18 protein-coding genes are annotated in these 25,149 nt (G+C 68.4%); 10 read left to right on the top strand and 8 right to left on the bottom strand.

Annotated elements, in window-relative coordinates:
* Positions 1-114 precede the first annotated feature (114 nt).
* Both C9J49_RS02780 and lolA read left to right on the top strand, forming a co-directional pair.
* Entirely contained in the window at positions 115-3,408 is a 3,294-nt protein-coding gene (locus C9J49_RS02780) for a DNA translocase FtsK 4TM domain-containing protein (RefSeq protein WP_309250813.1), read from the top strand.
* 106 nt (positions 3,409-3,514) lie between these two features.
* Positions 3,515-4,144, top strand: coding sequence for an outer membrane lipoprotein chaperone LolA (gene lolA, locus C9J49_RS02775; protein ID WP_107180853.1), 630 nt, complete (start codon positions 3,515-3,517; stop codon positions 4,142-4,144).
* 93 nt (positions 4,145-4,237) lie between these two features.
* Here lolA and C9J49_RS02770 read toward each other — a convergent pair whose 3' ends face one another.
* A complete protein-coding gene (locus tag C9J49_RS02770; protein ID WP_107180852.1) occupies positions 4,238-5,575 on the bottom strand; it encodes a replication-associated recombination protein A in 1,338 nt (445 codons plus the stop codon).
* 195 nt (positions 5,576-5,770) lie between these two features.
* Between C9J49_RS02770 and C9J49_RS02765 the strand changes: the two genes are divergently transcribed.
* From C9J49_RS02765 to C9J49_RS02750, 4 genes are all read left to right on the top strand, one after another.
* Complete coding sequence (locus C9J49_RS02765) at positions 5,771-6,316, top strand: hemerythrin domain-containing protein (protein WP_035595313.1); 546 nt, start codon at positions 5,771-5,773, stop codon at positions 6,314-6,316.
* Positions 6,317-6,487: 171 nt separating this feature from the next.
* Entirely contained in the window at positions 6,488-7,264 is a 777-nt protein-coding gene (murI, locus tag C9J49_RS02760) for a glutamate racemase (RefSeq protein WP_107180851.1), read from the top strand.
* Between the two features lie 90 nt (positions 7,265-7,354).
* Positions 7,355-8,461 (top strand): tRNA (uridine(54)-C5)-methyltransferase TrmA, encoded by a 1,107-nt coding sequence (gene trmA, locus C9J49_RS02755; protein ID WP_107180850.1) that lies wholly within the window; start codon positions 7,355-7,357, stop codon positions 8,459-8,461.
* 204 nt (positions 8,462-8,665) lie between these two features.
* On the top strand, positions 8,666-13,507 hold the full coding sequence (locus C9J49_RS02750) for an NAD-glutamate dehydrogenase (RefSeq protein ID WP_107180849.1): 4,842 nt from the start codon (positions 8,666-8,668) through the stop codon (positions 13,505-13,507).
* A gap of 79 nt (positions 13,508-13,586) precedes the next feature.
* Here the strand turns inward: C9J49_RS02750 and mgtE are convergent, their stop codons facing one another.
* A complete protein-coding gene (mgtE, locus tag C9J49_RS02745; protein WP_107180848.1) occupies positions 13,587-14,939 on the bottom strand; it encodes a magnesium transporter in 1,353 nt (450 codons plus the stop codon).
* 176 nt (positions 14,940-15,115) lie between these two features.
* Here mgtE and C9J49_RS02740 point away from each other — a divergent pair, with 176 nt between their 5' ends.
* On the top strand, positions 15,116-16,132 hold the full coding sequence (locus tag C9J49_RS02740) for a quinone-dependent dihydroorotate dehydrogenase (protein ID WP_107180847.1): 1,017 nt from the start codon (positions 15,116-15,118) through the stop codon (positions 16,130-16,132).
* Positions 16,133-16,225: 93 nt separating this feature from the next.
* Here C9J49_RS02740 and rmf read toward each other — a convergent pair whose 3' ends face one another.
* Entirely contained in the window at positions 16,226-16,432 is a 207-nt protein-coding gene (rmf, locus tag C9J49_RS02735) for a ribosome modulation factor (RefSeq protein ID WP_081945816.1), read from the bottom strand.
* Between the two features lie 261 nt (positions 16,433-16,693).
* Here rmf and rlmKL point away from each other — a divergent pair, with 261 nt between their 5' ends.
* Positions 16,694-18,892 carry a bifunctional 23S rRNA (guanine(2069)-N(7))-methyltransferase RlmK/23S rRNA (guanine(2445)-N(2))-methyltransferase RlmL gene (rlmKL, locus tag C9J49_RS02730; protein ID WP_107180846.1) on the top strand — a complete coding sequence of 733 codons (2,199 nt, stop codon included), beginning with the start codon at positions 16,694-16,696 and terminating at the stop codon, positions 18,890-18,892.
* Between the two features lie 180 nt (positions 18,893-19,072).
* Entirely contained in the window at positions 19,073-19,411 is a 339-nt protein-coding gene (locus C9J49_RS02725; protein WP_107180845.1) for a glutaredoxin family protein, read from the top strand.
* Positions 19,412-19,444: 33 nt separating this feature from the next.
* On the opposite strand, the gene C9J49_RS02720 is transcribed toward C9J49_RS02725, so the two are convergent.
* Entirely contained in the window at positions 19,445-19,726 is a 282-nt protein-coding gene (locus C9J49_RS02720) for a hypothetical protein (protein WP_046080085.1), read from the bottom strand.
* A gap of 106 nt (positions 19,727-19,832) precedes the next feature.
* Between C9J49_RS02720 and pdxB the strand changes: the two genes are divergently transcribed.
* A complete protein-coding gene (pdxB, locus tag C9J49_RS02715) occupies positions 19,833-20,981 on the top strand; it encodes a 4-phosphoerythronate dehydrogenase PdxB (protein ID WP_107180844.1) in 1,149 nt (382 codons plus the stop codon).
* A gap of 154 nt (positions 20,982-21,135) precedes the next feature.
* On the opposite strand, the gene htpX is transcribed toward pdxB, so the two are convergent.
* From htpX to msrB, 4 genes are all read right to left on the bottom strand, one after another.
* Entirely contained in the window at positions 21,136-22,035 is a 900-nt protein-coding gene (gene htpX, locus C9J49_RS02710; protein WP_046080087.1) for a protease HtpX, read from the bottom strand.
* Between the two features lie 145 nt (positions 22,036-22,180).
* On the bottom strand, positions 22,181-23,410 hold the full coding sequence (locus C9J49_RS02705) for a pyridoxal phosphate-dependent aminotransferase (RefSeq protein ID WP_107180843.1): 1,230 nt from the start codon (positions 23,408-23,410) through the stop codon (positions 22,181-22,183).
* Between the two features lie 79 nt (positions 23,411-23,489).
* A complete protein-coding gene (gene ylqF / locus C9J49_RS02700; protein ID WP_107180907.1) occupies positions 23,490-24,458 on the bottom strand; it encodes a ribosome biogenesis GTPase YlqF in 969 nt (322 codons plus the stop codon).
* Positions 24,459-24,534: 76 nt separating this feature from the next.
* Positions 24,535-24,936, bottom strand: a complete 402-nt coding sequence (gene msrB / locus C9J49_RS02695; RefSeq protein ID WP_035595307.1) for a peptide-methionine (R)-S-oxide reductase MsrB — start codon at positions 24,934-24,936, stop codon at positions 24,535-24,537.
* Between the last annotated feature and the right edge of the window lie 213 nt (positions 24,937-25,149).

The following is a 25,149-nucleotide window of genomic DNA, read 5'->3' as shown; positions in this document are numbered from 1 at the left end:
CGGCGCAAGGGGGTTGGCCGCTTGAGTGCCAAGAAGACAACCACGTCGCCGCGCGAACGCGCAGCGACGGCCAGGGAAACGGCCCGGCGCTTCGGCCTGCGTTTGCAGGGATCGATGCGCGAAGGCGTGGTGATCCTGCTGCTGGCGGGCTGCGTGTTCCTGCTGCTGGCGCTATACAGCTTTCGGCCCGACGATCCCGGCTGGTCACGCAGTGGCCCCGAGACCGAGGTCGCCAACTGGATGGGCCGCATCGGTGCCTGGCTGGCCGACGTGCTCTATTCGCTGTTCGGCGGCAGTGCGCTGTGGTGGCCGGGCATGCTGGGCTTCGCCGCCTGGTGGCTGATCCGTGCCGGCCAGGTGCGCCTGGAATGGGATGCCACGGCGCTCGCCGTGCGCAGCGGCGGCCTGATGCTGCTGCTGCTCGGCTCGACCACGCTTGGTGCGCTGCACTTCTACGATCCCGAGAGCCTGCTGCCCTACGGGGCCGGCGGCATCCTCGGCGAGGGGCTGGTCGGGGCGCTGCTGCCGCTGGTCGGTGCCGGCGGCACCGCGCTGCTGGCGCTGGTGGCGATCCTGTGCGGCGTGCCGCTGTTCAGCGGCTGGTCCTGGCTGACCATCATGGACGAGCTGGGCCGGCGTGCCACCTCGCTGTGGTCCGGCATCAGCGAGCGCTTCGCCTTCGGCCGTGACGACGCGGGCGACGGCGACGCCGAGCCCGCGCAGGACGGCACGCAGGACAGCAAGAGCGCCGACGACTCGGCCCGGGCCGAGCGTGATGACGCGGCGAGCCCGGAACGCGCGCCCTGGTGGCGCCGCTGGCTGCCGGCGCGTCGCGAGCCCGTCCCGGCGCTGGCTGCCGAGAGCGGACGCCGCGAGCCCGGCTTCGGCGACGACGGCGACACCGAGATTCCCTGGGAGGTGCCCGAGCGCACGCCTTCGGCCAAGCGCCCGGAGGCGGCCTATACCGCTCAGGAGCCGCGTCTGTCGCTGTCCCCCGAACGCGGCGAGCCGCGCGAGGCCGGCGAGCCCGTCGCTGCCATGCCGCTGCGCGCCACCGAGCCTGCGGAGCCCGAGGCGCCGGCTGCATCGGCGGAGAACGCTCGGCCGGCAGAGCCGACGCCGTCCCGTGCGGTCGAGCCCGAGCCCAAGGCCGAGGAACCGACGCCGCGTCGTGAGTCGCCCGATGCGGCGTGCTCGCCCGCCGCGCCGTCGCCCCAGGCCTTCGCACCGCGGGAGGACGCCGCTGTCGAGCCTCGGGAGCCGCGGCACGAGTCGTTCGTGTCGCGCGAGCGCGAAGAGCGCGAAGAGAACGAGGAGAAGAGCGAAGAGCCGGCACCCAAGTCCTGGGAGCCCGCGTTGTCTCCGTCCCCCGGGCCGGCACCGGAGGCCGAGCCGACGCGCGAGTCCTCACCGTCGACGGCCGAGCAGCCGTCGTCCGGGACGCCGGTCGAGGACACCCCGGCCGAGGCGGTCGCGCCGCCCTGGTCGCATGACGAGGTCGACCACTCGGCCCAGGCCGAGCGCGAGCTCGCCCCGAATCAGCCGGTCGAGCCCCAGGCGCCCGAGGCGTCCTACGAGCCTGCGGCTCCCCGTGAGACTCAGCCTGAATCGGTTGCGACGCCGTCGCCCGAGCGGCCCGAGCCGCGCCGCGTGCCGGAGGTGATCCCCGATCCGGTGCTGCCGGACGACGATGACGAGGTGCCGCTGCCGTCGTCTTCTGCGTCGGCCGCGCCCGTCTCGCGGGCGGCCGAGCCGCCGCGTCAGGAAGCGCCCGCCGCTCAGGTGGCGACCGCCGAGCAGGCGCGTCAGGCCACCGACGAGCCCGACGGCCCGACGCTGTGGACCGTGGAGCACCTGCAGAACCAGGGCGCCGAGGTGGAGGCGTTCGCCGAGCCCGAGGGCGAACTGCCGAGCCTGCGGCTGCTGACGCCGCCCCAGGATCATGAGCCCAACTACACCGACGAGCAGCTGGCCGAGATGGCCGAACTGCTGGAGGTGCGGCTGCGCGAGTACGGGGTCAAGGCCGAGGTGGTCGACACCTGGCCGGGGCCGGTGATCACGCGCTTCGAGATCAAGCCGGCGGCCGGGGTGAAGGTCTCCAAGATCAGCAACCTGGCCAAGGACTTGGCGCGCTCGCTGATGGTCAAGAGCGTGCGCGTGGTGGAGGTGATCCCGGGCCGGCCCACGGTGGGCATCGAGATCCCCAATCCCAACCGCGCCATGATCCGCCTGCGCGAGGTGATCGACTCCGACCGCTACCAGCACGAGGCCTCGGCGCTGACCATGGCGCTCGGCCAGGACATCGGCGGCGGCGCCGTGGTCGCCAACCTCGGCAAGATGCCGCACCTGCTGGTGGCCGGCACCACCGGCTCGGGCAAGTCGGTGGGGGTCAACGCGATGCTGATCTCCATGCTGCTCAAGGCCAAGCCGGAAGAGGTCCGCATGATCATGGTGGACCCGAAGATGCTGGAGCTGTCGGTCTACGACGGCATTCCGCACCTGCTGGCGCCGGTGGTCACCGACATGAAGGAGGCCGCCAACGCCCTGCGCTGGTGCGTGGCCGAGATGGAGCGGCGCTACAAGCTGATGGCCGCCATGGGCGTGCGCAACATCGCCGGCTTCAACGCCAAGCTCGACGAGGCCGAGCGCGCCGGGGCCCAGGTCGCCGATCCGCTGTGGGAGCCGCAGCCCTGGGAGATGCACCAGGCGCCGCCGGTGCTCGAGAAGCTGCCCTACATCGTGGTGGTGATCGATGAGTTCGCCGACATGTTCATGATCGTCGGCAAGAAGGTCGAGGAGCTGATCGCGCGTCTGGCCCAGAAGGCCCGTGCCGCCGGCATCCACCTGATCCTCGCCACCCAGCGGCCCTCGGTGGACGTGGTGACCGGCCTGATCAAGGCCAACATCCCCACCCGCATGGCGTTCCAGGTCTCCTCCCGGGTCGACTCGCGCACCATCCTCGACCAGGGCGGCGCCGAGAACCTGCTGGGCCACGGCGACATGCTCTACCTGCCCGCCGGGTCCGGCATGCCGACCCGCGTGCACGGTGCCTTCGTCGACGACGACGAGGTGCATCGGGTGGTCGAGGACTGGAAGCGTCGCGGCGAGCCGGAGTACATCGACGAGATCCTCTCCGGCGGCGTGTCCGCCGACGCCCTGGCCGGCCTCGAAGCCGAGGGCGGCGGTGGCGGCGACGACGACGCCGAGCAGGACGCCCTCTACGACGAGGCGGTGGCCTTCGTCACCGAGAGCCGTCGGGCCTCCATCTCGGCGGTCCAGCGGCGCTTCAAGATCGGCTACAACCGGGCGGCACGCCTGGTCGAGGCGATGGAGACGGCCGGCGTGGTCTCGACCATGGGCACCAACGGCGCCCGCGAGGTGCTGGCGCCGCCGCCGGCGGGCGACTGAGCCGCCGATCGTGCAACCACCATGCAAGCCGCGGCGGGGAGGCAACCCGTCGCGGCCCGTGCAGTCTTACCGGGCAGGATGCTCTCGACCTTCAGGGAAACAGGAGATGACCATGAAACGATCCCTCGCCGCGCTGGCCCTGGTGGCCCTGACCCCGCTGACCGCCGTGGCCAACGAAGGCGCCGAGCGGCTGGCGCACATGCTCGAGCCGTTGGACACCTACGTCGCCGACTTCGACCAGCAGATCCTCGACGGCTCCGGCCAGCGGTTGCAGGAGGCCAGCGGCCGCATGTGGCTGTCGCGCCCGGGCCGCTTCCGCTGGGAGGTGAACGCCCCCTATGAGCAGATCGTGGTCTCCGACGGCGACGAGGTCACGCTCTACGATCCCGACCTCCAGCAGGCCACTGTCCAGCCGCTGGACGACCGCGTGACCCACACCCCGGCCCTGCTGCTGTCCGGCAGCGCCGACCAGCTGACCGAGAGCTACGAGGTCTCCAGCAGCCAGCAGGGCACCGCCGAGACCTTCGCGCTGGTGCCGAAGAGCCCCGACACCTTGTTTGAGGAGCTCAAGCTGACCTTCTATGGCGAACGACTCGGTTTCCTGCAGATGACCGACAGCACCGGCCAGCGCACCGCCATCGAGTTCGACGACGTCGAGCAGAACGTCTCGGTGGAGGACTCGCGTTTCGACGTGACGCTGCCTGAAGGCACCGACGTGATCCGCGAGTCGCGCTAAGCGCCGCCAAGCGCCGCGCTAAAAGAAAACCCCGAAGGTTCAGCCTTCGGGGTTTTCTGTTGCCTTGAGTGATTTTCGGCGGTCGACTTGCCGCTATTCCCCGCGATCTGCCTGGGCGTCGAGCTCGGCCCGCCACTCCAGCATCTGGCCGTAGCGCTTCTCCTGGCCGTTGGCGGTGGGCTGGTAGAAGCGTTCGAAGGGCACGTCGTCCGGCCAGCAGTCGTGGGCGCTGCCGGCGGGGTAGCCGTTGGGCTCGTTATGGGCGTAGCGATAGCCGTCGCCGTGGCCCAGCGATTCCATCAGCTTGGTGGGCGCGTTGCGCAGGTAGGTGGGCACCTCGAGGCGCGGCTGGGCGGCGGCGAACGCCTTGGCGCGATGCCAGGCCTGGTCGACGGCGTTGCTCTTGGGTGCCACCGCCAGGTGCACGGCGGCGTGGGCGATGGCGCGCTGGCCCTCGTAGTCGCCGAGCCGCAGGTAGGCGTCCCAGGCTGCCATGGTCAGCGGCAGCGCCTTGGGGTCGGCGTTGCCGACGTCTTCCGAGGCGATGGCGGTCAGCCGGCGGATCACGTCCAGCGGGTCGCCGCCGCCCTGGATGAATCGCGCGATGTAGAGCAGGGCGGCGTCCTGGCGCGAGGAGCGGATCGACTTGTGGATCGCCGACAGCAGGTCATAGTAGTGATCGCCCTGCTTGTCGAAGGCGCTGGCCTGGTGGCCGATCACGTCCTCCAGTGCCTCGCGGGGCAGGCGCTCGCCGTCGCCTTCCTGCACCGTGAAGTCGCAGGCGGTCTCCAGCAGGCCCAGGGCGCGGCGGGCGTCGCCAGCGGCGGCCCGGGCCAGCAGCGCGAGCACCTCGTCGTCCACGGTGATGTGTCGGGCGCCCAGCCCGCGGTCGGCGTCGACCAGTGCGCGGCGGAGCACCTCGGTCACGTCGTCGTCGGAGAGCGACTTCAGCACGTGCACCCGGGCCCGGGACAGCAGCGCCGAGTTGACCTCGAACGAGGGGTTCTCGGTGGTGGCGCCGATCAGCGTCAGCAGGCCGGACTCCACGTGGGGCAGCAGGGCGTCCTGCTGGCTCTTGTTGAGCCGGTGGATCTCGTCGAGGAACAGCAGGGTGGGGCGGTCCTGACCCTGGGCGGCTCGGGCGCGGTCCACCGCCGCGCGGATGTCCTTGACCCCGGCCATTACCGCCGAGAGCCGCTCGAGGTGGGCGCCGGACTCCTCGGCCAGGATCTCGGCCAGGGTGGTCTTGCCGGTGCCCGGCGGGCCCCACAGGATCATCGACCGCACCGGGCCGCCCTCGGCCATGCGGCGCAGCGGCTTGCCGGGGCCGACCAGCGCCGGCTGGCCCACGTAATCGGCCAGCCGACGGGGGCGCATGCGCCAGGCCAGGGGGGCGCTCTCCTCGCTGCTGGCCTGCTGGAACAGGTCCATTTCTGACTCCTTCGCTGACGGCTGCTATGTTGGATACGCGATGTCGGGCATTGGCTCCCGGCATCGCCAGATCCCGAACGAGGTGGGCGAACCCTGACGGCCGGTGCCATTGGCCAGGAACCCGGAGGGCGAAGGCGCGTCTAACACCAGTGCCTTCCGTCCATGACCGATATTGAGGAGGCTGCCGCAATGCCCATGCTGAACCAACTGCGCCAGGATCATGCCAACATGGCCCGCATGTTGCACGTTCTACAGCTCAAGCAGAAGACCCTGGCCGAGGGCGAACGCCCGAACTTCCAGCTGGTGCGGGAAGTCGTGGATTATATCCTCGATTACCAGGACAGCTTCAGCCAGCCGCTGGAGCATGTCTGCTCCGAACGCCTGCAGGAACTGGCCCCGGAGACCGAGGCGGTGACCGAGCGGCTGGCCAAGGACTATCGTGCCCTCAAGGCCCAGCTCAAGCGCCTCTCCGGCGACCTCGACATGATTCTCATGGATGCCGTAGTGCCCATGGATCGTTTCGCCGACGACCTCAAGGCGTATCTCGATGCCCATCGGGCCTACCTGCGCGACGAGCGCGAGCTGCTCTTCCCGCTGATTCGCGAGCATTTCTCCGAGGATGACCTCCAGCGGCTTGCCGAGGCTCTGCCCGAGGGCGCGACCACCGAACTCGAGCGCCTGCAGGAGGCCTACCCCGAGCTCTATGCCGAGCTGCGCGATGCGCCGGAGCCGGTGACCTGATTCCCTGCGTCGCCGCCGGGAGACGGCTTCGAGTCCCGGCCCCGCTGAGGTAGAATGCGCCGCATCGTTCGACGGAATGCCTGCGATGCCGATGTTCGCCTCGACCACCTTCACCCTGATCTTGCCCCTCGTGCCGTCTTGGCCGGGGGGCGAGTGCGTGGTGGCGCGCCGATGACGGGCCCGGTGCTGGTGTTCGATTCCGGCGTCGGCGGGCTCTCGGTGGTCGAGGCGCTTCGCCGCCGCCTGCCCGACGTGGTCCTGGCCTACGCCTGCGACAACGCCATGCTGCCCTATGGCGTGCGCGAGGACGCCTGGCTGGTAGAGCGCATCCTCGCCGTGTGCGAGGCGGCGGTGGCCGCCAGTGGGTGTTGTGGCCTCGTGGTGGCCTGCAACACCGCCAGCACCCTGGCCCTCGATGCCCTGCGCGAGCGGCTGTCGGTGCCGGTGGTGGGCACCGTGCCGGCGATCAAGCCCGCCGCCGGGGCCAGCGAGAGCCGCCATATCGGTCTTCTCGCCACCAGTGCCACCGTGGCGCGGCCCTATACCGCGCGGCTGATCGAGGCCTTCGCCGGCGACTGCCGGGTCACGCGCCTGGCCGCCGACCCGCTGGTGGGCGAGGCCGAACGCCTGGTGGCCGGCGAGGTGCCGGACCCCGAGGTGCTGCGCCGGGTGCTGGCGCCGCTGGCCGAGCTGCCGGATCTCGATACCCTGGTGCTCGGTTGCACCCACTTCCCGCTGCTGCGCGAGGCGCTCGAGGCCGCGGTACCGCATCCGGTGCGCTGGGTCGACTCCGGTGACGCCATCGCCCGGCGCACCGGCCAGGTGATCGTCGCGCCCCAGCGCCGCCCGGCCGTCGAGCGGGGCTGGGTCACCGGCCCCGACACGACCCTGGCCCGGGGGCTCGCCGGCTTCGGTTTTTCCGAGACACACGCTCTCGTGTTGCCCTGAGGCATCGGCCGGCCCAAGGTGCCGCGCTTTCCGTCTTTCATCGCCCGTATTCGACCATCCCTTTCGACCGACCATCTTTCAGGAGCCGCCGTGGCCATTCCCGTTGTCGACCCCGACCGCTATGACGAGCAGCTCGCGGCCAAGCGCGACCGACTGACCGCCCAGTTCGCCCGTTTCGCTCCACCCGAGCTGGAAGTGCATGCCTCGCCGGCCAGCCACTACCGCCAGCGCTGCGAATTCCGGGTCTGGCACGAGGGCGACGATCTCTACTATGCCATGTTCGAGGTCGATCCCGAGGACCCGAAGCAGAAGACCGTGGTGCGTCTGGACGACTACCCGGTGGCCGGCCAGCGCATCAATGAGCTGATGCCGGCACTGCGCGAGCGCCTGCTCGACAACCCGACCCTGCGGCATCGGCTGTTCCAGGTGGAGTTTCTCACCACCTTGACCGGCGAGGCGCTGGTGACGCTGATCTATCACCGCCAGCTCGACGAGGCCTGGGAGGTCGAGGCCCGTGCCCTCGAGCAGGCACTGGACATCATGATCATCGGCCGGGCCCGCAAGCAGCGCCTGGTGCTGACCCGCGACCACGTCTGGGAGCGGCTCGGCGTCGACGGCCGCGAGTTCGTCTACCAGCAGGTGGAGAACAGCTTCACCCAGCCCAACGCCGAGATCTGTCGTTCGATGCTGTCCTGGGCCCGGGACGTCACCGCCGGCAGCACCGAACGCGACCTGGTGGAGCTGTACTGCGGCAATGGCAACTTCACCGTGGCCCTGGCGGAGAACTTCCGCCGCGTGCTGGCCACCGAGATCTCGCGCACCTCGGTCGCCAGCGCCCGGGAGAACCTGGCCGCCAACGGCGTCGACAACGCCGTGGTGGGGCGCATGTCGGCCGAGGAGTTCTCCCAGGCGCTGCGCGGCGAGAAGGGCGGCCGCCGGGTCGCCGAGTTCGGCCTCGACGACTACGATTTCTCTACCGTGCTGGTCGACCCGCCGCGGGCCGGGCTCGATGAGGACAGCTGTCGTCAACTCAGTGACTACGAGCGTATCGTCTATATTTCATGCAATCCGGATACGCTTGCCGACAACCTGGAGACCCTCACCCGTACCCACGAGGTGGTGCGCTTCGCGCTCTTCGACCAGTTCCCCTGGACCCACCACTGCGAGTGCGGTGTCCTGCTGGAGCGGCGCCGCTAGCGGCGAGAACAGACCTCGCTGCCGGGCGAAATGTCAAGGGCGATGCGCAACCGACATGGTCATGAGGAAAGCGGCATGTGGCTGGGGTGATCGGTGTCGAACGCGTAAGCTGTTGGCAATGCGGGGCTTTGGTCGAGGCCGGGCCCGGCGATTCGGTCCAATGATCCGGCCGCACGAGGCGGCCGCTGGCAGTCGAGGTGATGGATGCTACAAGTCGCACACGAGGAGGGCCGTCAGGACCTCCTCAAGCAGCTCGAGGAACGGCTGCAGAGCCGTCTGGAACAGGACAAGGCCGCGTCGGTCGAGGCCTTCGCCCGGCACTTTTATGCGGCGGTGCCTCTGGAGGATCTCGCCGACCGACGCCTTGACGACCTCTACGGCGCGACCCTCTCGGTGTGGCACTTCATCCAGCAGTTCGATGCCGACGCCCCCAAGGTGCGGGTCTTCAACCCGGACTTCGAGGAGCACGGCTGGCAGTCCACCCATACCTTCATCGCCGTGCTGCACGAGGACATGCCGTTCCTCGTCGATTCGGTGCGCGTGGAGCTCAACCGTCGCGGCATGACCGTGCACGCCATCCACAACGCCGTGCTGGCGGTGGAGCGCGACGCCGATCATCGCCTTTGCCGCGTCAGCGACCCTGGTGCGTCCGGCGCTCCTGAGACCCGCGAATCGCTGATCGCCATCGAGGTCGACCGCCACTCCGACGTGGCCGAGCTGGAAGAGATCGAGGCCAGCCTGCATGAGGTGCTGGGCGACGTGCGCACCGCCGTGGCCGACTTCGACCCCATGCGCGAGAAGGTCCGCGAGGCCATCGCCGAACTCGAGACCGGCTGCCCCGAGCAGGTCGAAGCCGAGGATCATCGCGAGGCGATCGCCTTCCTCGAATGGTTGCTCGAGGACAACTTCACCTTCTTCGGCTACGACGAGTACGAGGTTCTCGAAGACGGCAGCCGGCAGCGCCTGGACAAGGTCGAGGACAGTGAACTCGGCGTGTTCCGCCTCGACCAGCCGCGCTACCGCGAACGCATTCGCACCGACCTGGGCGTCGAGGGCGACCGCTTCGTGCTGGTCCCCCAGCTGCTGTCGTTCGCCAAGAGCGCCCATCATGCGCGCATCCACCGGCCGACCTACCCGGACTACATCTCCATCGACCGCTACGACGAGCAGGGCAACATCGTCGGCGAGCGGCGGTTCCTGGGGCTGTTCACCGCCACCGTCTACAACGATTCGCCGCGCCACGTGCCGATCCTGCGGCGCAAGCTGCGCTCGGTGATGGAGATCTCCGGCTTCAATCCCAAGGCCCACAACGGCAAGCAGCTGCTGCAGATCCTCGAGGTCTATCCCCGCGACGACCTGTTCCAGATCGACGTCGACGAGCTGGCGCAGACCGCGCTGGGCATCCTGGACATCCGTGAGCGGCGCCGGGTGAGGCTGTTCATCCGCGAGGACCGCTTCGGCAAGTTCTTCTCCTGCCTGGTGTTCGTGCCGCGCGACGTCTTCTCCACCGAGCTGCGCCTGCGCCTGCAGGAGCTGCTGTGCGAGGAACTCGACGCCACCTTCGGCGACTTCAACACCTATCTCTCCGAGTCGGTGCTGGCGCGCATCCAGTTCATCCTGCGCTTCAACGGTGACGGCCCGGCGGACTACGACATCCGGCGCCTCGAGGACAAGCTGGTCAAGCTGGCGCGCAACTGGCGCGACGACCTGCTCAACGCCGCCATCGAGGGCTTCGGCGAGGAGCATGCCAACCAGCTGATGGGCCGCTTCCGCGACGCCTTCCCGGCCAGCTACCGCGACGACTTCAGCGCTCGCACCGCAGTCTACGACCTGCAGCATCTCGGGGAGCTCGACGACGGCGCGCCCCTGGCGCTGTCGCTGTACCGCCTGATCGAGGAAGAGGGCAGCGGCGTCAATCTCAAGCTGTTCCATCCCGACACCTCGATCCCCCTCTCCGATGTGCTGCCGATGATGGAGAACCTGGGCCTGCGGGTGCTCGGTGAGCGGCCCTACGAGGTCGGTGCCACCGATCGCGACTACTGGATTCATGATTTCACCCTGGAGCATCACACCAGCGTGGAGGTGAATCTGCAGGAGATGCGCGAGCCGTTCATCGAGGCCTTCCAGCGCATCTGGACCGGCGAGGCCGACAATGATCCCTTCAACCGGCTGATCATCGGCGCCAACCTGGACTGGCGGGAAGTGGCGATGCTGCGTGCCTACGCGCGCTACCTGAAGCAGATCCGCTTCGGCATGTCGCAGAACTACATCGCCACCACCCTGGTGAACCATCCCGAGATCACCCGCGAGCTGGTCAGCCTGTTCGAGCTGCGCTTCGATCCGGCCGATCGTCCCGAGGGCGGCGACATCGCCGACTGCGAGGCGCGCATCCTGGCGCTGCTCGAGGAGGTGCCGAGCCTCAACGACGACCGCATGCTGCGTCGCTACATGGAGCTGATCCAGGCGACCCTGCGCACCAATTACTATCAGCGCACCGAGGACGGCGGCTTCAAGGACTACATCGCCCTGAAGCTCGAGCCCTCCAGGGTCACCGGCATGCCCAAGCCGCGCCCGGCCTTCGAGATCTTCGTCTGCTCGCCGCGGGTCGAGGGCGTGCATCTGCGTGGCGGCAAGGTCGCCCGCGGCGGGCTGCGCTGGTCCGACCGTCGGGAGGACTTCCGCACCGAGGTGCTGGGCCTGGTCAAGGCGCAGCAGGTCAAGAACGCGGTGATCGTGCCGGTAGGGGCCAAGGGTGGCTTCGTCTGCAAGCGCATGCCGGAAGGCGCGGACCGCGAGACCGTGCAGAAGGAAGGCATCGCCTGCTATCAGATCTTCATCCGTGCGCTGCTCGACGTCACCGACAACCTGGTCGGCGGCGAGGTGGTGCCGCCCGAGTGCGTGGTGCGCCACGACGACGACGACGCCTACCTGGTGGTGGCCGCCGACAAGGGCACGGCGACCTTCTCCGACATCGCCAACGAGATCTCCGTCGAGTACGGTCACTGGCTGGGCGATGCCTTCGCCTCCGGCGGCGCCCACGGTTACGACCACAAGAAGATGGGCATCACCGCCAAGGGCGCCTGGGAATCGGTCAAGCGCCACTTCCGCGGGCTGGGCATCAATACCCAGGAAGACGAGTTCAGCGTGGTCGGCGTCGGCGACATGGCCGGCGACGTGTTCGGCAACGGCATGCTGCTGTCCGACAAGATCCGGCTGATGGGCGCCTTCAACCACCTGCACATCTTCGTCGACCCGACCCCGGACGCCGCGGCCAGCTTCGCCGAGCGCAAGCGCCTGTTCGAGCAGCCCCGTTCGAGCTGGGAGGACTACGACCAGAGCGTGATCTCCGAGGGCGGCGGCGTGTTCCAGCGCAGCGCCAAGTCGATCACCATCACGCCGCAGATGAAGAAGGCCTTCGGCATCCGCGAGGACAGGCTGTCACCCAACGAGCTGATCCGCGCCATGCTGGTCTCCCAGGTCGACCTGATCTGGAACGGCGGCATCGGCACCTACGTCAAGGGCAGCGCCGAGAGCCACGCTCAGGTCGGTGACAAGGCCAACGACGCCCTGCGCGTCGACGGGCGCGAGCTCAACTGCCGGGTGGTGGGCGAGGGCGGCAACCTCGGCCTGACCCAGCGAGGACGCATGGAAGCCGCGGCCAAGGGCGTGCGGGTCTACACCGACTTCATCGACAACGCCGGCGGCGTCAACTGCTCCGACCATGAGGTCAACATCAAGATCCTCATCGACGAGGTGGTCTCCCGCGGCGACATGACCGAGAAGCAGCGCAACCGTCTGCTCGCCGACATGACCGACGAAGTCAGCGAGCTGGTGCTGCTCGACAACTATCGTCAGACTCAGGCCCTCGATCTCGCCGAGCGGCTTTCCCGGGAGGGGATCGGCCCCTTCCGCCGTTTCATCAGCGAGCTGGAAGCGGCCGGTCAGATCGATCGCGAGCTGGAATTCCTGCCCAGCGACGAGGAGCTTCAGGAGCGGGCACACCAGGCGCAGGGCATGACGCTGCCCGAGCTGTCGGTGCTGATCTCCTATGCCAAGAGCGTGCTCAAGGGCGACCTGATCGCCTCCGACGTGCCCGACGACCCGACCATCATCCGCTACGTGGAGCGCGTCTTCCCGTCGATGCTGGCCGAGCGCTATCGCGACGAGATGTACGACCACCGCCTGAAGCGCGAGATCGTCGCCACCCAGCTGGCCAACGACATCATCGATCACATGGGCGTGGTGTTCATGCGCCGGCTGATGGACTCCACCGGGGCAGGCCGTGCCGACATCGCCCGGGCCTACGTCATCGCCCGTGACAGTTTCCAGCTGCCCAAACTGTGGGAGCAGCTCGAGGCGCTGGACAACAAGATCGCGACGGATGTCCAGTACGCGATGATGCTCGACCTGATGCGTATGCTGCGTCGTTCCACCCGCTGGTTCCTGCGTCATCGCAGCAGCCTGAGCACCCGCGACGCCATCGACTACTTCGGTCCGCGCCTGGCCCAGCTGCAGGAAGGCATCGGCAAGCGCCTGCGCGGCGAGGAGAAGGCCCAGTGGGAGGCGCGGCGTCAGGAGCTGGCCGAGGCCGGCGTGCCGGAGGCCCTGGCCGCCACGGTCGCCGCGGCCGACAGTCTCTACGCGGCGCTGGGCATCATTCATGCCGCTCGCCAGAACGACGACAAGCCGCAGCGGGTCGCCGAGGTCTTCTACGAGATCGGTGCGCGCCTCGAGCTGCCCTGGCTGCTGCAGCAGGTCACCCGCCTCGAGGTCAGCGACGGCTGGGAGGTCAAGGCGCGGGAGACCTTCCGCGACGACATCGAGCGTCAGCAGCTGGCACTGACCTCGAGCGTGCTGAGCATGGAAGGCGGGCCGCGCGAGAGCGCCGAGCGCGTCGAGCGCTGGCTGTCGCTCCACGAGAGCATGCACCAGCGCTGGGGCCGCCTGCTCGAGGAGGTCGGCAGCGGCAGTCAGGGTGGCTTCCCGCTGTTTGCCGTGGCGGTCCGCGAGCTGGTGGACCTGGCCGAGAGCAACAGCGAGGGCTGATCCGCCGGCCCGGCTCTGTTGAACGCGAAATCCCGCCTCGAAGGCGGGATTTCGTCGTTCTGGGCCGGGGAGCGGCGGATCAGAGCAGGAACAGCGTGGCCAGGCCCAGGAAGGACATGAAGCCCACCACGTCGGTGACCGTGGTCAGCACCACCGAGCCGGACAGGGCCGGGTCGATGCCGAAGCGCTTGAGCATCAGCGGGATGACGATGCCGGCGACGCCGGCGGCCAGCATGTTGATCACCAGGGCGGCGGCGATGATGATGCCGATGCCGACGCTGCCGAACCAGACGATCGCCAGTACCGCCACCACCAGCGCCCACAGCACGCCGTTGAGCACCGCGATGCCGACCTCCTTGCGCAGCAGCCAATTGCTGTTGGTGCGGCTGATCTGGCCGAGGGCCAGGCCTCGAATCGCCAGCGTCAGGGTCTGACTGCCGGCGATGCCGCCCATGCTGGCGACGATCGGCATCAGCACGGCCAGTGCCACCAGCTGATCCAGCGCCGCCTCGAAGCGGCCGATCACCCAGGCGGCCAGGAAGGCGGTCAGCAGGTTGATGCCGAGCCAAACGGCACGGCGTTTGGCGCTGGGCAGCACTGGAGCGAACAGGTCCTCTTCCTCGTCGAGGCCGGCCATGTTCATCAGCGCCTGCTCGGACTGCTCTCGAATCACGTCGACGATGTCGTCGATCACGATGCGGCCAAGCAGCAGGCCGCGGGCATCGACCACCGGCGCCGAGACCAGGTCGTGGGTCTGGAACAGGGTGGCGACGTCCTGGGCCTTCATGGTCACCTGGATGCTGTCCACGTCGCTGTCCATCAGGTCGGCCACGGCCTGCTCCTGATCGCTGGCCACCAGCCGGGCCAGCGGCAGCATGCCCATGAACAGGCCGTTGCGGTCGACCACCATCAGGCTGTCGGTATTGTCGGGCACCTCCTGCTTCCAGCGCAGGAAGCGCTGTACCGTCTCCAGGCTGACGTCGGCACGCACGGCGATGGTGTCGGTACGCATCAGGCGCCCGGCCGAGTCCTCCTCGAAGGCCAGGGTCTCCTGCAGGCGCGCACGCTGCAGCTCGTCCATGGAGCGCAGCATGTCCTCGGCGACCTGCTGTGGCAGGTCCTCGAACAGCTCGGCCAGATCGGCGGTATCGAGCCCGGCGGTAGCGGCGACGATCTCGGCGTGGTCCATGTCCTCGATCAGGGTACTGCGCGCCTCGTCGTGGACGTGCAGCAGTACCTCGCCGTCGACCTCCTGGGGCACGCGCTCCCACAGCCGGATGCGCGCATCGAGCGGCAGCGACTCCAGCAGCAGGGCGACCTCGGCAGGTTCCAGGTCGGCGATCACGTCGTCGACCCACTCCAGGTGTTCCTTCTCCAGCGCCAGGTGAATGCGCGACAGGCGGTGTTCCAGCGTCTCGGTGGTTTCGGTCATGGCGTCTCCCTGGCGGGGCGATGGCCCCAGCGGTCTGTTCTGTCGCGGACATTCCGATGTCCGGTCAGTGAATCATACAAGAAGTGCCGGGCGGTCGTTGGTTTCCGAGTTCGTCGTGGCGATGCGGCTGCGCTATACTCGCGCCCCGATTTTCCGCCGCCGTCCCAGGAGTCGCCATGTATTCCCTCGCCCGTTCGCTGCTGTTCCGTCTCGATGCCGAGAAGGCCCATGGCCTGGCGCTGTCGGGGCTGGACCTGGCCGACCGCCTCGGCCTGGCGAAGACCCTGGGCGAGCGCGTCGATGATCCGGTGGAGCTGATGGGGCTGAGTTTCCCCAATCGGGTGGGCCTGGCCGCCGGGCTCGACAAGAACGCCGACCATCTGGACGCCCTGGGCGCGCTCGGCTTCGGTTTCGTCGAGGTCGGCACCGTGACGCCCAGGCCCCAGGACGGCAATCCGAAGCCGCGGCTGTTCCGCCTGCCCGAGGCCGGCGCCATCATCAACCGCATGGGCTTCAACAACGCCGGCGTCGACCACCTGATCGCCAACGTGAAGGCCAGCCGTTATCAGGGCGTGATCGGCATCAACATCGGCAAGAACCTGACCACGCCGGTGGAGCAGGCGGTGGACGACTACCTCCACTGCCTGAACAAGGTGCATGCCCACGCCCACTACATCACCGTGAACATCTCGTCGCCGAACACCCCGGGGCTTCGCAACCTGCAGTTCGGCGAGCATCTGGACGAGCTGCTCGGCACCCTGCGCGAGGCGGGCGACCGACTCGACCGCGACAGCGGGCGGCGCGTGCCCCTGGCGGTCAAGATCGCGCCGGACATGGAGGCCGAGGAGGTGGGCCTTGTGGCGCGCAGCCTCGAGGCCAATCGCATCGATGCGGTGATCGCCACCAATACCACCATCGCGCGAGAAGCGGTGGCAGGACTCGTCCACGGCGACGAGCAGGGTGGGCTGTCGGGGCGGCCGGTGTTCGAGGCCTCCAACACCGTGATTCGCGAGCTGCGTCGGCACCTGCCGGAGCTGCCGATCATCGGCGTGGGCGGCATCGACAGCGGCGAGGCGGCGATGGTCAAGCGCGAGGCGGGCGCGGATCTGGTGCAGCTGTATTCCGGCTTCATCTATCGCGGGCCGGGGCTGGTCGGGGAGTGCGCCCGGGCGCTGCGCGGCTGGCGTCGCTGAGCCCGGCGGATCGAGGCGCACTAAAAAGCCCACGCGAGGCGTGGGCTTGTGAGGTTCGTCAGGGTAACGAACGGCGATCCGCTCGAATGGAGGTCAGATCACCATGGGGTTCTTGTGAATACCGGAGATGCCCGTCATGCCGGACCACTGGTCTCCACGACCTTCACGCCAACCGCTCATCCAGTACTCGCGTAGATTGATATCCTGATTCGGACAGTCATCGCGGGAACGACCTGAGACACCCGCCTTGTACCCGTGAACATAGGCACGCTGGAAGCGATCACGTTTCTGTCGTTTCATTGGACTACCTCTTGCGAAAGGCACCGATGGCATACGACGCACAGGCGTCGCACCCGTTAAGCGAGGGCGTCGAAAATGGCGCGTCAGCGAATCGCGCCGACAGGTCCTTGCCCTCATGACAGGAATGCATGCGTTGTCTGGTAGCTACCAATTCATTCATAGCGCAACCTGGTCGATGCCGTCGACAGGTGATTTGTAACAAAGCGTACATTCAGGCGTCACGCGGGCGTGGCGGGCCTGATGCCACCCGATGGATTTCTCATGACCGAACGACGAGCTACCGACTCCCTGGCCTTCCTCGCCACCTGTCCCAAGGGGCTGGAACTGCTGGTGTCCGACGAGCTGGCCGCACTGGGCGCCACGCCCGGCAAGACGACCCTGGCCGGGGTGCACTTCCAGGCCGACCTCGAGACGGCCTACCGGGCCTGCCTGTGGTCGCGGCTGGCCAACCGGGTGGTGCTGTGCCTGGTGCGCGAGGAGGGCATCGAGACCCCCGACCAGCTGCGCGCGGCCACGGCCGGCGTGGCCTGGGGCGAGCACCTGCCGCGTGGCGCCACCCTGGCGGTGGACTTCCATGGCCGCTCCACCGAGATTCGCCACACCCGCTTCGGCGCCCAGACCGTCAAGGACGGCGTGGTCGATCGCCTGCAGGCCGACGGTCTGCCGCGGCCGAACGTCGACACCCGCCAGCCGGATCTGCGTCTCTACGCTCATCTGCATCGCGGTCGGCTGACCCTGGGCATCGACTTCGCCGGTGACAGCCTGCACCGGCGAGGCTATCGCCGCGACGTGGGCCACGCGCCGCTCAAGGAGAACCTGGCCGCCGCGCTGCTGATCCGCGCCGGCTGGCCCGAGCGGGCCCGCGAGGGCCAGCCGCTGGTCGACCCGCTGTGCGGCGCCGGCACCCTGCTGATCGAGGCGGCGATGATGGCCGCCGACATGGCGCCCAACCTCAACCGCGAGCGCTTCGGTTTCCAGGGCTGGGCCGGCCATGAGAAGGCCTGCTGGCAGGAGGTCAAGCGCGAGGCCGAGGCCCGGGCCAGTATCGGCCGCAAGCGCTGCCGCTGCCGGATCCACGGCTTCGACCAGAGTCCGCCGGCGCTGTCGTCGGCCAAGGCCAACGCCATGCGCGCCGGCATTCCGGCGCTGATCACCCTGAAGGGCGCCAGCCTCACCGAGCTCAAGCGCCCCGAGGATTTCGACCCCGAGGCGAAGGGCCTCGTGATCACCAACCCGCCCTACGGCGAGCGGCTCGGCGAGCTGCCGGAGCTGGTCGGCCTCTACGCCGATCTCGGCGAGCGGGCGCGCCAGGCCTTCCCGGGCTGGCGCCTGGCGCTGTTCACCGGCAACCCCGACCTCGGCCATCGCACCGGGCTGCGTGCCCACAAGCAGTATTCGCTGAAGAACGGCCCGCTGGACGCCAAGCTGCTGCTGATGGACGTGCCGGAGGATGCCCAGGACGCTGGCAAGGGCGAGCCCGCTGCGTCCGCTCCGCCGCCGCGCTCCGAGGGCGCGCAGATGTTCGCCAATCGCCTGACCAAGAACCGCAAGCGGCTGAAGAAGTGGCTCAAGCGCTCCGGCGAGACCTGCTACCGGCTGTATGACGCCGACATGCCGGAATATGCCCTGGCCATCGACGTCTACGGCGACCACGTGCACGTGCAGGAGTACGCGCCGCCGAAGTCGATCGATGCCGGTCAGGCCCAGAAACGCCTGTTCGAGGCGCTGGCGGTGATTCCGGAGGAGCTGGAGGTCGATGCCAGCCGGGTGGTGGTCAAGCGCCGCGAGCGCCAGAGCGGGCGCGCCCAGTACCAGAAGCAGGCCGCCAGCGGCGAGCGCTTCGAGGTCCGGGAAGGGGCGGCCCGGGTATGGGTGAACCTGCGCGACTACCTCGACACCGGGCTGTTCCTCGATCATCGTCCGGTGCGGCGCATGCTCGGCGAGATGGCACGGGGCAAGCGCTTCCTGAACCTGTTCTGCTACACCGCCACGGCCACCGTGCAGGCGGCCCTCGGCGGCGCCTCGGACAGCGTCAGCGTGGATCTGTCGAACACCTACCTCGACTGGGCCCGCGACAACTTCGCCCTGAACCGGCTCGATCCCTCGCGCCACCGCGTGGTCCGTGACGACTGCTTCCAGTGGCTGGAGACCGCCGGCGTCCACTTCGACCTGATCTTCATGGACCCGCCGACCTTCTCGAACTCGAAGAAGATGGCCGACACCCTGGACGTGCAGCGCGACCACGGCCGGCTGGTGCGCCTGGCCATGGCGCGTCTGGCGCCCGGCGGCACCCTGGTGTTCTCCAACAACCAGCGCCGCTTCAAGCTCGATGCCGAGCTGGCCGAGGCCTACGCGGTGGAGGAGATCTCGGCGAAGACCTTCGATCCGGACTTCTCGAGGCGCCCGGACCTGCACCATGTCTTCCTGATTCGTCACCGCGAGGAAGAGCAAACGTCATGAGACCTTCGACCCGCTCTCTACTCGGCACCCGGCGCCCGGACCTGCATCACGTCTTCCTGATTCGTCATCGTGAGGAAGGGCAAACGTCATGAGACCTTCGACCCGCTCTCTATTCGGCACCCGGCGCCCGGACCTGCACCACGTCTTCCTGATCCGCCACAAGGAGGGGGTCGCCGCGTCATGATCCATCTGACGCTCTACACCACGCTCGGCTGCCATCTGTGCGAGACGCTGGAGGCCGGGCTTTCGCGCCTGGCCGGCGTCGAGGTTCGCCTGACGCGGGTCGAGATCAGCGAGGACGAGGCGCTGCTGGCGCGCTTCGGTGAGCGCATTCCGGTGCTGGTGGACGAGGCAGGGGCGGCGCTGGAAGGCGCCGCCTCCCCGGCGCGGCTGGCCGAGTGGCTGGCTGCGCGGGGCTGGCTGGACGACAGCGCCTGGCAGGCGATGCAGGGAGAAGCCGATGCACCGTCGGAGCCGGGTGGCGCGGTCAGGCGCCGGGGGCGTCGCTATCTCGGATAGGCGCTGAGGGGCGAGCCGAGGTTCAGGGAAGGGTCAGAGCTGGTCGAGCAGCGACAGCTGATTCACCGCATCGCGCCCTTCCGGGCTGTGGTCGTCGGCTTCCAGCACCTTGTGGAAGCCGCGCGAGGCCTGGATGGTGGCCTCGTCCTCGAGCCACATCATGGCCTGGCCGTGGTCGTCGGCGAGCCGATGCTTGAGTCCGCCGAACTGGGTGCCGATCTGGCCCCAGGCGCGGCTGAAGATCCAGTCGCCGAACATGTCCTGATGGACATGTACCAGCACATAGTCATGGTCGGTTTCCCAGCGGACGATCACGGCGACTCCCGAGGTCGGCGGCGGCGCGACGCGCGCCGCTCGTGTAACATGACCCGTATTGTAAGGCCTTGTGTTCCATGGACAAGTCAAGCGGGAGGAAGGACCCATGAGAATCGTCGTCGATGCCAACGTGCCGGCCGCGGAGACCTGTTTCGGGCCGCTGGGCGAGGTGGTCCGGGTGCCCGGCCGCGAGATCGATGCCGACACGGTGCGCGACGCCGATGCGCTGGTGGTGCGCTCCATCACCCGCGTCGACGAGGCCCTGGTGGCCGGCTCCCGGCTGCGCTTCGTCGGCACCTGCACCATCGGCACCGACCACGTCGACCAGGCGGCGCTGGCCGCGCGCGACATCGGCTTCGCCAGCGCCCCGGGCTGCAACGCCGAGGCGGTGGTCGACTACGTGCTGACGAGTCTCGCGACCCTGGCCGAGCGTCAGGGCTTCTCGCTGCTCGAGCGCACGGTCGGTATCGTCGGGGTCGGCAACGTCGGCGGCCGACTGCGCGCGCGACTGGAGGCCATGGGCATCGCCTGCCTGGCGTGCGACCCGCCCCGCGCCGAGGCAGAAGGCGACGATGGCTTCCATGAGCTGGACGCGCTGATCGATGCCTGCGACGTGCTGTGCCTGCACACGCCGCTGGTGCGCGACGGCCGCCACGCCACCCGGCACCTGCTCGATGCCCGTCGCATCGCCGAGCTGGCGCCGGGCACCGTCGTGCTCAACGCCGGGCGGGGCGACTGCCTGGACGGCCAGGCGCTGCGCTCGCGGCTCTCGGGGCAGGGCGACATCACCGCGCTGCTCGATGTCTGGGAGCACGAGCCCGGCATCGACGCCGCGCTGTGCGACCTGGCGGCGATCGCCACGCCGCATATCGCCGGCCACAGCCGCGACGGCAAGCTGCGCGGCACCCACGCCATCTATCAGGCGCTGACCCAGCGCTTCGGCCTGCCGGCGCGGTTGACCCTGGCGGATCTGTACCCGGCGCCGCCGCTGGCCTCGCTGACCCTCGACGGCGGCCTGTCGCTGGAGGAGGCGCTGCGGCTGTGCATGCGCGCGGTCTATGACGTGCGCCGTGACCACGACGCCCTGCACCGGGAGAGCCGCCGCCAGGGCATGGCGGTCGGCTTCGACGACTGCCGCGCGAATTACCCGCTGCGCCGGGAGTTCTCGACCCTGGCCGTCGAGCTGCGCCCGGCGGCCGAGGTCCTGGCCGCGCCGCTTGCGGCCGCCGGCTTCCGGGTCACGAATGTGGATTAGTCGCGAGCGATGCCGCAGACGGCAGAAGGCCCGCCAATGGCGGGCCTTCTGCGTTTCGATGGGCTGGTAAGGATTACTGCCGGTAGGCCGCTTCCTTGAGCGCGCGGATGCGGCCGACATAGAGAGCAGCGGCGGGTGGCTGCTGCTGGAGGCGTTATTGCCGGTAGGCCGCTTCCTTGAGCGCACGAATGCGATCATCCAGGGGTGGGTGGCTGGCGAACAGCCGCTCCATCAGCTTGCGGGTCTGGCCGGTGGTGATGGCGAACGCGGTCAGGGTATCCGGCATCTGGTCGGCCATCTGGGTCTCGGCCTTGAGCCGGCCCAGGGCATTGATCATGGCGCCGCTGCCGGCCAGCCTGGCGCCCGCGGCGTCGGCGCGGTACTCGCGGAAGCGCGAGAACCAGGCGACGATGGCCGAGGCGATCAGGCCGAACACGATTTCGGCGACGATCACCACCGCGAAGTAGCCGAAGAAGCCCAGGCCTTCGTTGTCATCCTTGCGCAGGAAGCTGTCGACCAGCTGGGCCACCACGCGGGCGAAGAACATCACGAAGGTATTCAGCACGCCCTGAACCAGCGCCAGGGTCACCATGTCGCCGTTGGCCACGTGGCCGATCTCGTGGGCCAGCACCGCGCGCACCTCTTCCGGGCGCATGCGGTTGAGCAGGCCGGCGGAGACCGCCACCAGGGCGTCGTCCTTGTTCCAGCCGGTGGCAAAGGCGTTGGACTGCTCGGCGGGGAAGATGCCCACTTCCGGCATCTTGATGCCGGCCTCGCGGGCCAGCTCGCCCACGGTGTCCAGCAGCCACTGCTCGGTGCTGTTGGAGGGCTGCTCGATGATCACCGTGCCGGTGCTGCGCTTGGCCATCCACTTGGAGATGAACAGCGACACCATGGAGCCGGCCATGCCGAAGATGAAGCAGAAGATCAGCAGGCTGTTGAAGTTGATGCCCTGGGCGGTGAGGTAGGGCTCCACGCCGAGCAGTCGCAGGGTGATGCTGGCCACCAGGATCACCGCCAGGTTGGTGCCCAGGAACAGCAGGATTCTCATCATTGCCGGAACTCTCCCATGAGGGTTGTCGTGCAGGCGCCGCGCCCGGGTGGGCGCGGCGAGTAGAAGCATCTGCTTAGATACGGACTTTCGTCGAGGGTTTCAAGCGCAGCGTCGCCGTGGGCTCATCGACGATGGCGAGACGGGGTCACTGGCGGTAGCGCGACAGGAACCGCGCGAAGCGATCCAGGGCGTCGTCGAGCTGCTCGGCCCAGGGCAGGGTGACGATGCGCACGTGGTCCGGCTCGGGCCAGTTGAAGGCCGTGCCCTGCACCAGCAGGATCTTCTCCTGCAGCAGCAGGTCGAGCACCAGCTGCTGGTCGTCCTGGATGTTGAACACCTTGGGGTCGAGGCGCGGGAAAGCGTAGAGCGCGCCCTTGGCCTTGGTGCAGGACACGCCGGGAATGGCGTTCAGCTTTTCGTGCGTGATGTCGCGCTGGGCCAGCAGCCGGCCGCCGGGCAGTACGAGGTCGTTGATCGACTGATAGCCGCCCAGCGCGGTCTGGATGGCGTGCTGGGCCGGCACGTTGGCGCACAGGCGCATCGAGGCCAGCATGTTGAGGCCCTGGATGTAGTCCTGGGCGCGCTGCTTGGCGATGCTGCCCGACAGCGTCATCCAGCCGCTGCGGAAACCGGCGCAGCGATAGCTCTTGGACAGCCCGTTCATGGTCACCACCAGCTGGTCGTCGCCGGCCAGGGAGCCGGTGGAGACGTGCTCGGTGCCGTCGTAGAGGATCTTGTCGTAGATCTCGTCGGAGAACACCACCAGGTTGTGCTCGTGGGCGATCGCCAGCAGCTCGCGAACCACCTCCGGCGGATAGACGGCGCCGGTGGGGTTGTTGGGATTGATGATGACGATGGCCCGGGTGTGTTCCGTGACCTTCTTGCGGATGTCGTCGAGATCCGGTGCCCAGTCGGCCTGCTCGTCGCACAGGTAGTGCACGGCGCGGCCGCCAGAGAGATTGGTGGCGGCCGTCCACAGCGGATAGTCCGGTGCCGGGATCAGCACCTCGTCGCCGTCGTTGAGCAGCGCCTGGAGTGAGATGGTGATCAGCTCGGAGACCCCGTTGCCGACGAACACGTCCTCGACGCCGACGCCGGGAATGCCCTTGCGCTGGCACTCCTGCATGATCGCCTTGCGCGCCGAGTAGAGCCCCTTGGAATCGCAGTAGCCCTGTGCGGTGGGCAGGTTGCGCATCACGTCCTGGAGGATCTCCTCCGGGGCCTCGAAGCCGAACGGCGCGGGGTTGCCGATGTTCAGCTTGAGGATGCGCTGGCCTTCCTCTTCCAGGCGCTTGGCGTGGTCGAGCACCGGGCCGCGGATGTCGTAGCAGACGTTTTCGAGCTTGTGCGATTTCCTGAGCGAGGCAGTGTCCATGGGGTCGAATCCAGTGGTGTCCAGGGCCGCCGGTCGGCGGGGTGATCGTCTTTGGGATAAGAAGAATCGTCAGTGTGGCTCAGCCGGCCGCTTCGTCGTCGGCGCTGGCGGAGGCATCCGGGGCTTCCTCGGGCGGAGCCGCCGGAATGTCGTCCGGGGTCTCGAGGGTCACGCGGCCGAGCTTGCCGTCGCGCAGCTCGTGGAGCAGGACCTCGGCGCCGCGATGTAGATCGACCTCGCCGCCGGCGCGCAGGCCGCCGCGCTTGCTGGCGATGGTGGAGAGCAGGGCGTGGCCGTCGAAGCCGGTCTCGGCCAGCAGATCGAGCTGGGCGTCGCCGTCGGCCTCGACCCGGTCGGCGTCCGGATGCCCCTCGTAGGGAGGCAGCGTCTTCAGCTTGTAGCGGGCGGAGAACGCCTCGGGATAGCGCTTGGCCAGCTCGGCGGCGGCCACCACGGCCACGTCGACGTAGTCGATGGCGGTGTCGCGGATCGCCCCGCTGGCGGCCAGTCGATAGGCGCTGGCCTGATCCTCGATCTTCGGCCACAGCACTCCAGGAGTGTCGATCAGCGCCACCTGGCCGTTGATGCGCACCTTCTGCTGGCGCTTGGTGACCGCCGGCTCGTTGCCGGTCTTGGCGATGGTGCGCCCGGCCAGGCCGTTGATCAGCGTCGACTTGCCGACGTTGGGAATGCCCATGACCATCACCCGCACGTCGCGGTCGGCGCGCACCTGGCCGGCCAGCTCGTGGCACAGCTTGGGGATGCGCTTGAGCTCGCGCGACTGGGTGGTGGTCACCGCCAGCGCCCGGGTGTCGGGCTGGGCGTCGAAATGGGCCGTCCATTCCTTGGTGCGCACCGGGTCGGCCAGGTCGGCCCGAGAGAGGATCTTGAGCACCGGCTTGTGGCGAGTGAGTTCCGCCAGCATGGGGTTGGCGCTGGAGTAGGGCAGACGGGCGTCGAGCACCTCGATCACCACGTCGATCTCCGGCAGCGCCTCGAGAATCTGCCGGCGCGCCTTGTTCATGTGTCCCGGGTACCAGCCGAGCATCATCCCTCTCCTGCTACTAAATGAAACGGCCGACCATCATAGCAGATGGCCGGCCGCTGCAGGGTGGGGGAAGACGCTATTCGCCGGGGTGGAAGTCGATGGCCACCGAGTTGATGCAGTAGCGCTGGCCGGTGGTCTCCTGCGGGCCGTCGGGGAAGACGTGGCCGAGGTGGGCATCGCAGCGGGCGCAGAGCACCTCGATGCGCTGCATGCCGTGGCTGGAGTCCGCCTGCTGTTCCACGCAGCCGCTGGCCAGGGGGCGGTCGAAGCTCGGCCAGCCGCAACCGGCGTTGAACTTGTGCTCGTTCTCGAACAGCGGCGCGTGGCAGCACACGCAGTGATAGATGCCGTGTTCGTCGGTGGTTCCGTAGTCGCCCGAGAAGGGGCGTTCGGTGCCTTTCTCTCGGGTCACGTGATACTGCTCGGGGGTGAGCTGTTCACGCCATTCGGCCTCGCTCTTCTCTACCTTCTTGCGCATGGCCTCTACTCCTCGGTTGCGTCGCCAGGTGCGTGCACCTCATTGTGACATCAAGACACGACGTTTTTTCCAGCTCGATCGTTAACGCTAGATCGTCGGGCCACTCCCGCGCTTGACACTTTCCCGTCGTGTCAGTACTATACGCGCCATCTCGACGAGGCGAGACACAGCGTCCCATTCGTCTAGTGGTCCAGGACACCGCCCTTTCACGGC

Origin of the sequence: Halomonas sp. SL1 (assembly GCF_003030865.2) — a bacterium.
Lineage (GTDB): Bacteria > Pseudomonadota > Gammaproteobacteria > Pseudomonadales > Halomonadaceae > Halomonas > Halomonas halophila.
Note: the sequence above shows the minus strand (reverse complement) of the source record. Positions and strands in the feature narration are given on the sequence as shown.

Coding starts and splice junctions, on each gene's coding strand:
- C9J49_RS02780 (WP_309250813.1), top strand. CDS start 115: ATGCGCGAAGGCGTGGTGATCCTGCTGCTGGCGGGCTGCGTGTTCCTG.
- lolA (WP_107180853.1), top strand. CDS start 3,515: ATGACCATGAAACGATCCCTCGCCGCGCTGGCCCTGGTGGCCCTGACC.
- C9J49_RS02770 (WP_107180852.1), bottom strand. CDS start 5,575: ATGGACCTGTTCCAGCAGGCCAGCAGCGAGGAGAGCGCCCCCCTGGCC.
- C9J49_RS02765 (WP_035595313.1), top strand. CDS start 5,771: ATGCTGAACCAACTGCGCCAGGATCATGCCAACATGGCCCGCATGTTG.
- murI (WP_107180851.1), top strand. CDS start 6,488: ATGACGGGCCCGGTGCTGGTGTTCGATTCCGGCGTCGGCGGGCTCTCG.
- C9J49_RS02750 (WP_107180849.1), top strand. CDS start 8,666: ATGCTACAAGTCGCACACGAGGAGGGCCGTCAGGACCTCCTCAAGCAG.
- mgtE (WP_107180848.1), bottom strand. CDS start 14,939: ATGACCGAAACCACCGAGACGCTGGAACACCGCCTGTCGCGCATTCAC.
- C9J49_RS02740 (WP_107180847.1), top strand. CDS start 15,116: ATGTATTCCCTCGCCCGTTCGCTGCTGTTCCGTCTCGATGCCGAGAAG.
- rmf (WP_081945816.1), bottom strand. CDS start 16,432: ATGAAACGACAGAAACGTGATCGCTTCCAGCGTGCCTATGTTCACGGG.
- rlmKL (WP_107180846.1), top strand. CDS start 16,694: ATGACCGAACGACGAGCTACCGACTCCCTGGCCTTCCTCGCCACCTGT.
- C9J49_RS02725 (WP_107180845.1), top strand. CDS start 19,073: ATGATCCATCTGACGCTCTACACCACGCTCGGCTGCCATCTGTGCGAG.
- pdxB (WP_107180844.1), top strand. CDS start 19,833: ATGAGAATCGTCGTCGATGCCAACGTGCCGGCCGCGGAGACCTGTTTC.
- htpX (WP_046080087.1), bottom strand. CDS start 22,035: ATGATGAGAATCCTGCTGTTCCTGGGCACCAACCTGGCGGTGATCCTG.
- C9J49_RS02705 (WP_107180843.1), bottom strand. CDS start 23,410: ATGGACACTGCCTCGCTCAGGAAATCGCACAAGCTCGAAAACGTCTGC.
- ylqF (WP_107180907.1), bottom strand. CDS start 24,458: ATGCTCGGCTGGTACCCGGGACACATGAACAAGGCGCGCCGGCAGATT.
- msrB (WP_035595307.1), bottom strand. CDS start 24,936: ATGCGCAAGAAGGTAGAGAAGAGCGAGGCCGAATGGCGTGAACAGCTC.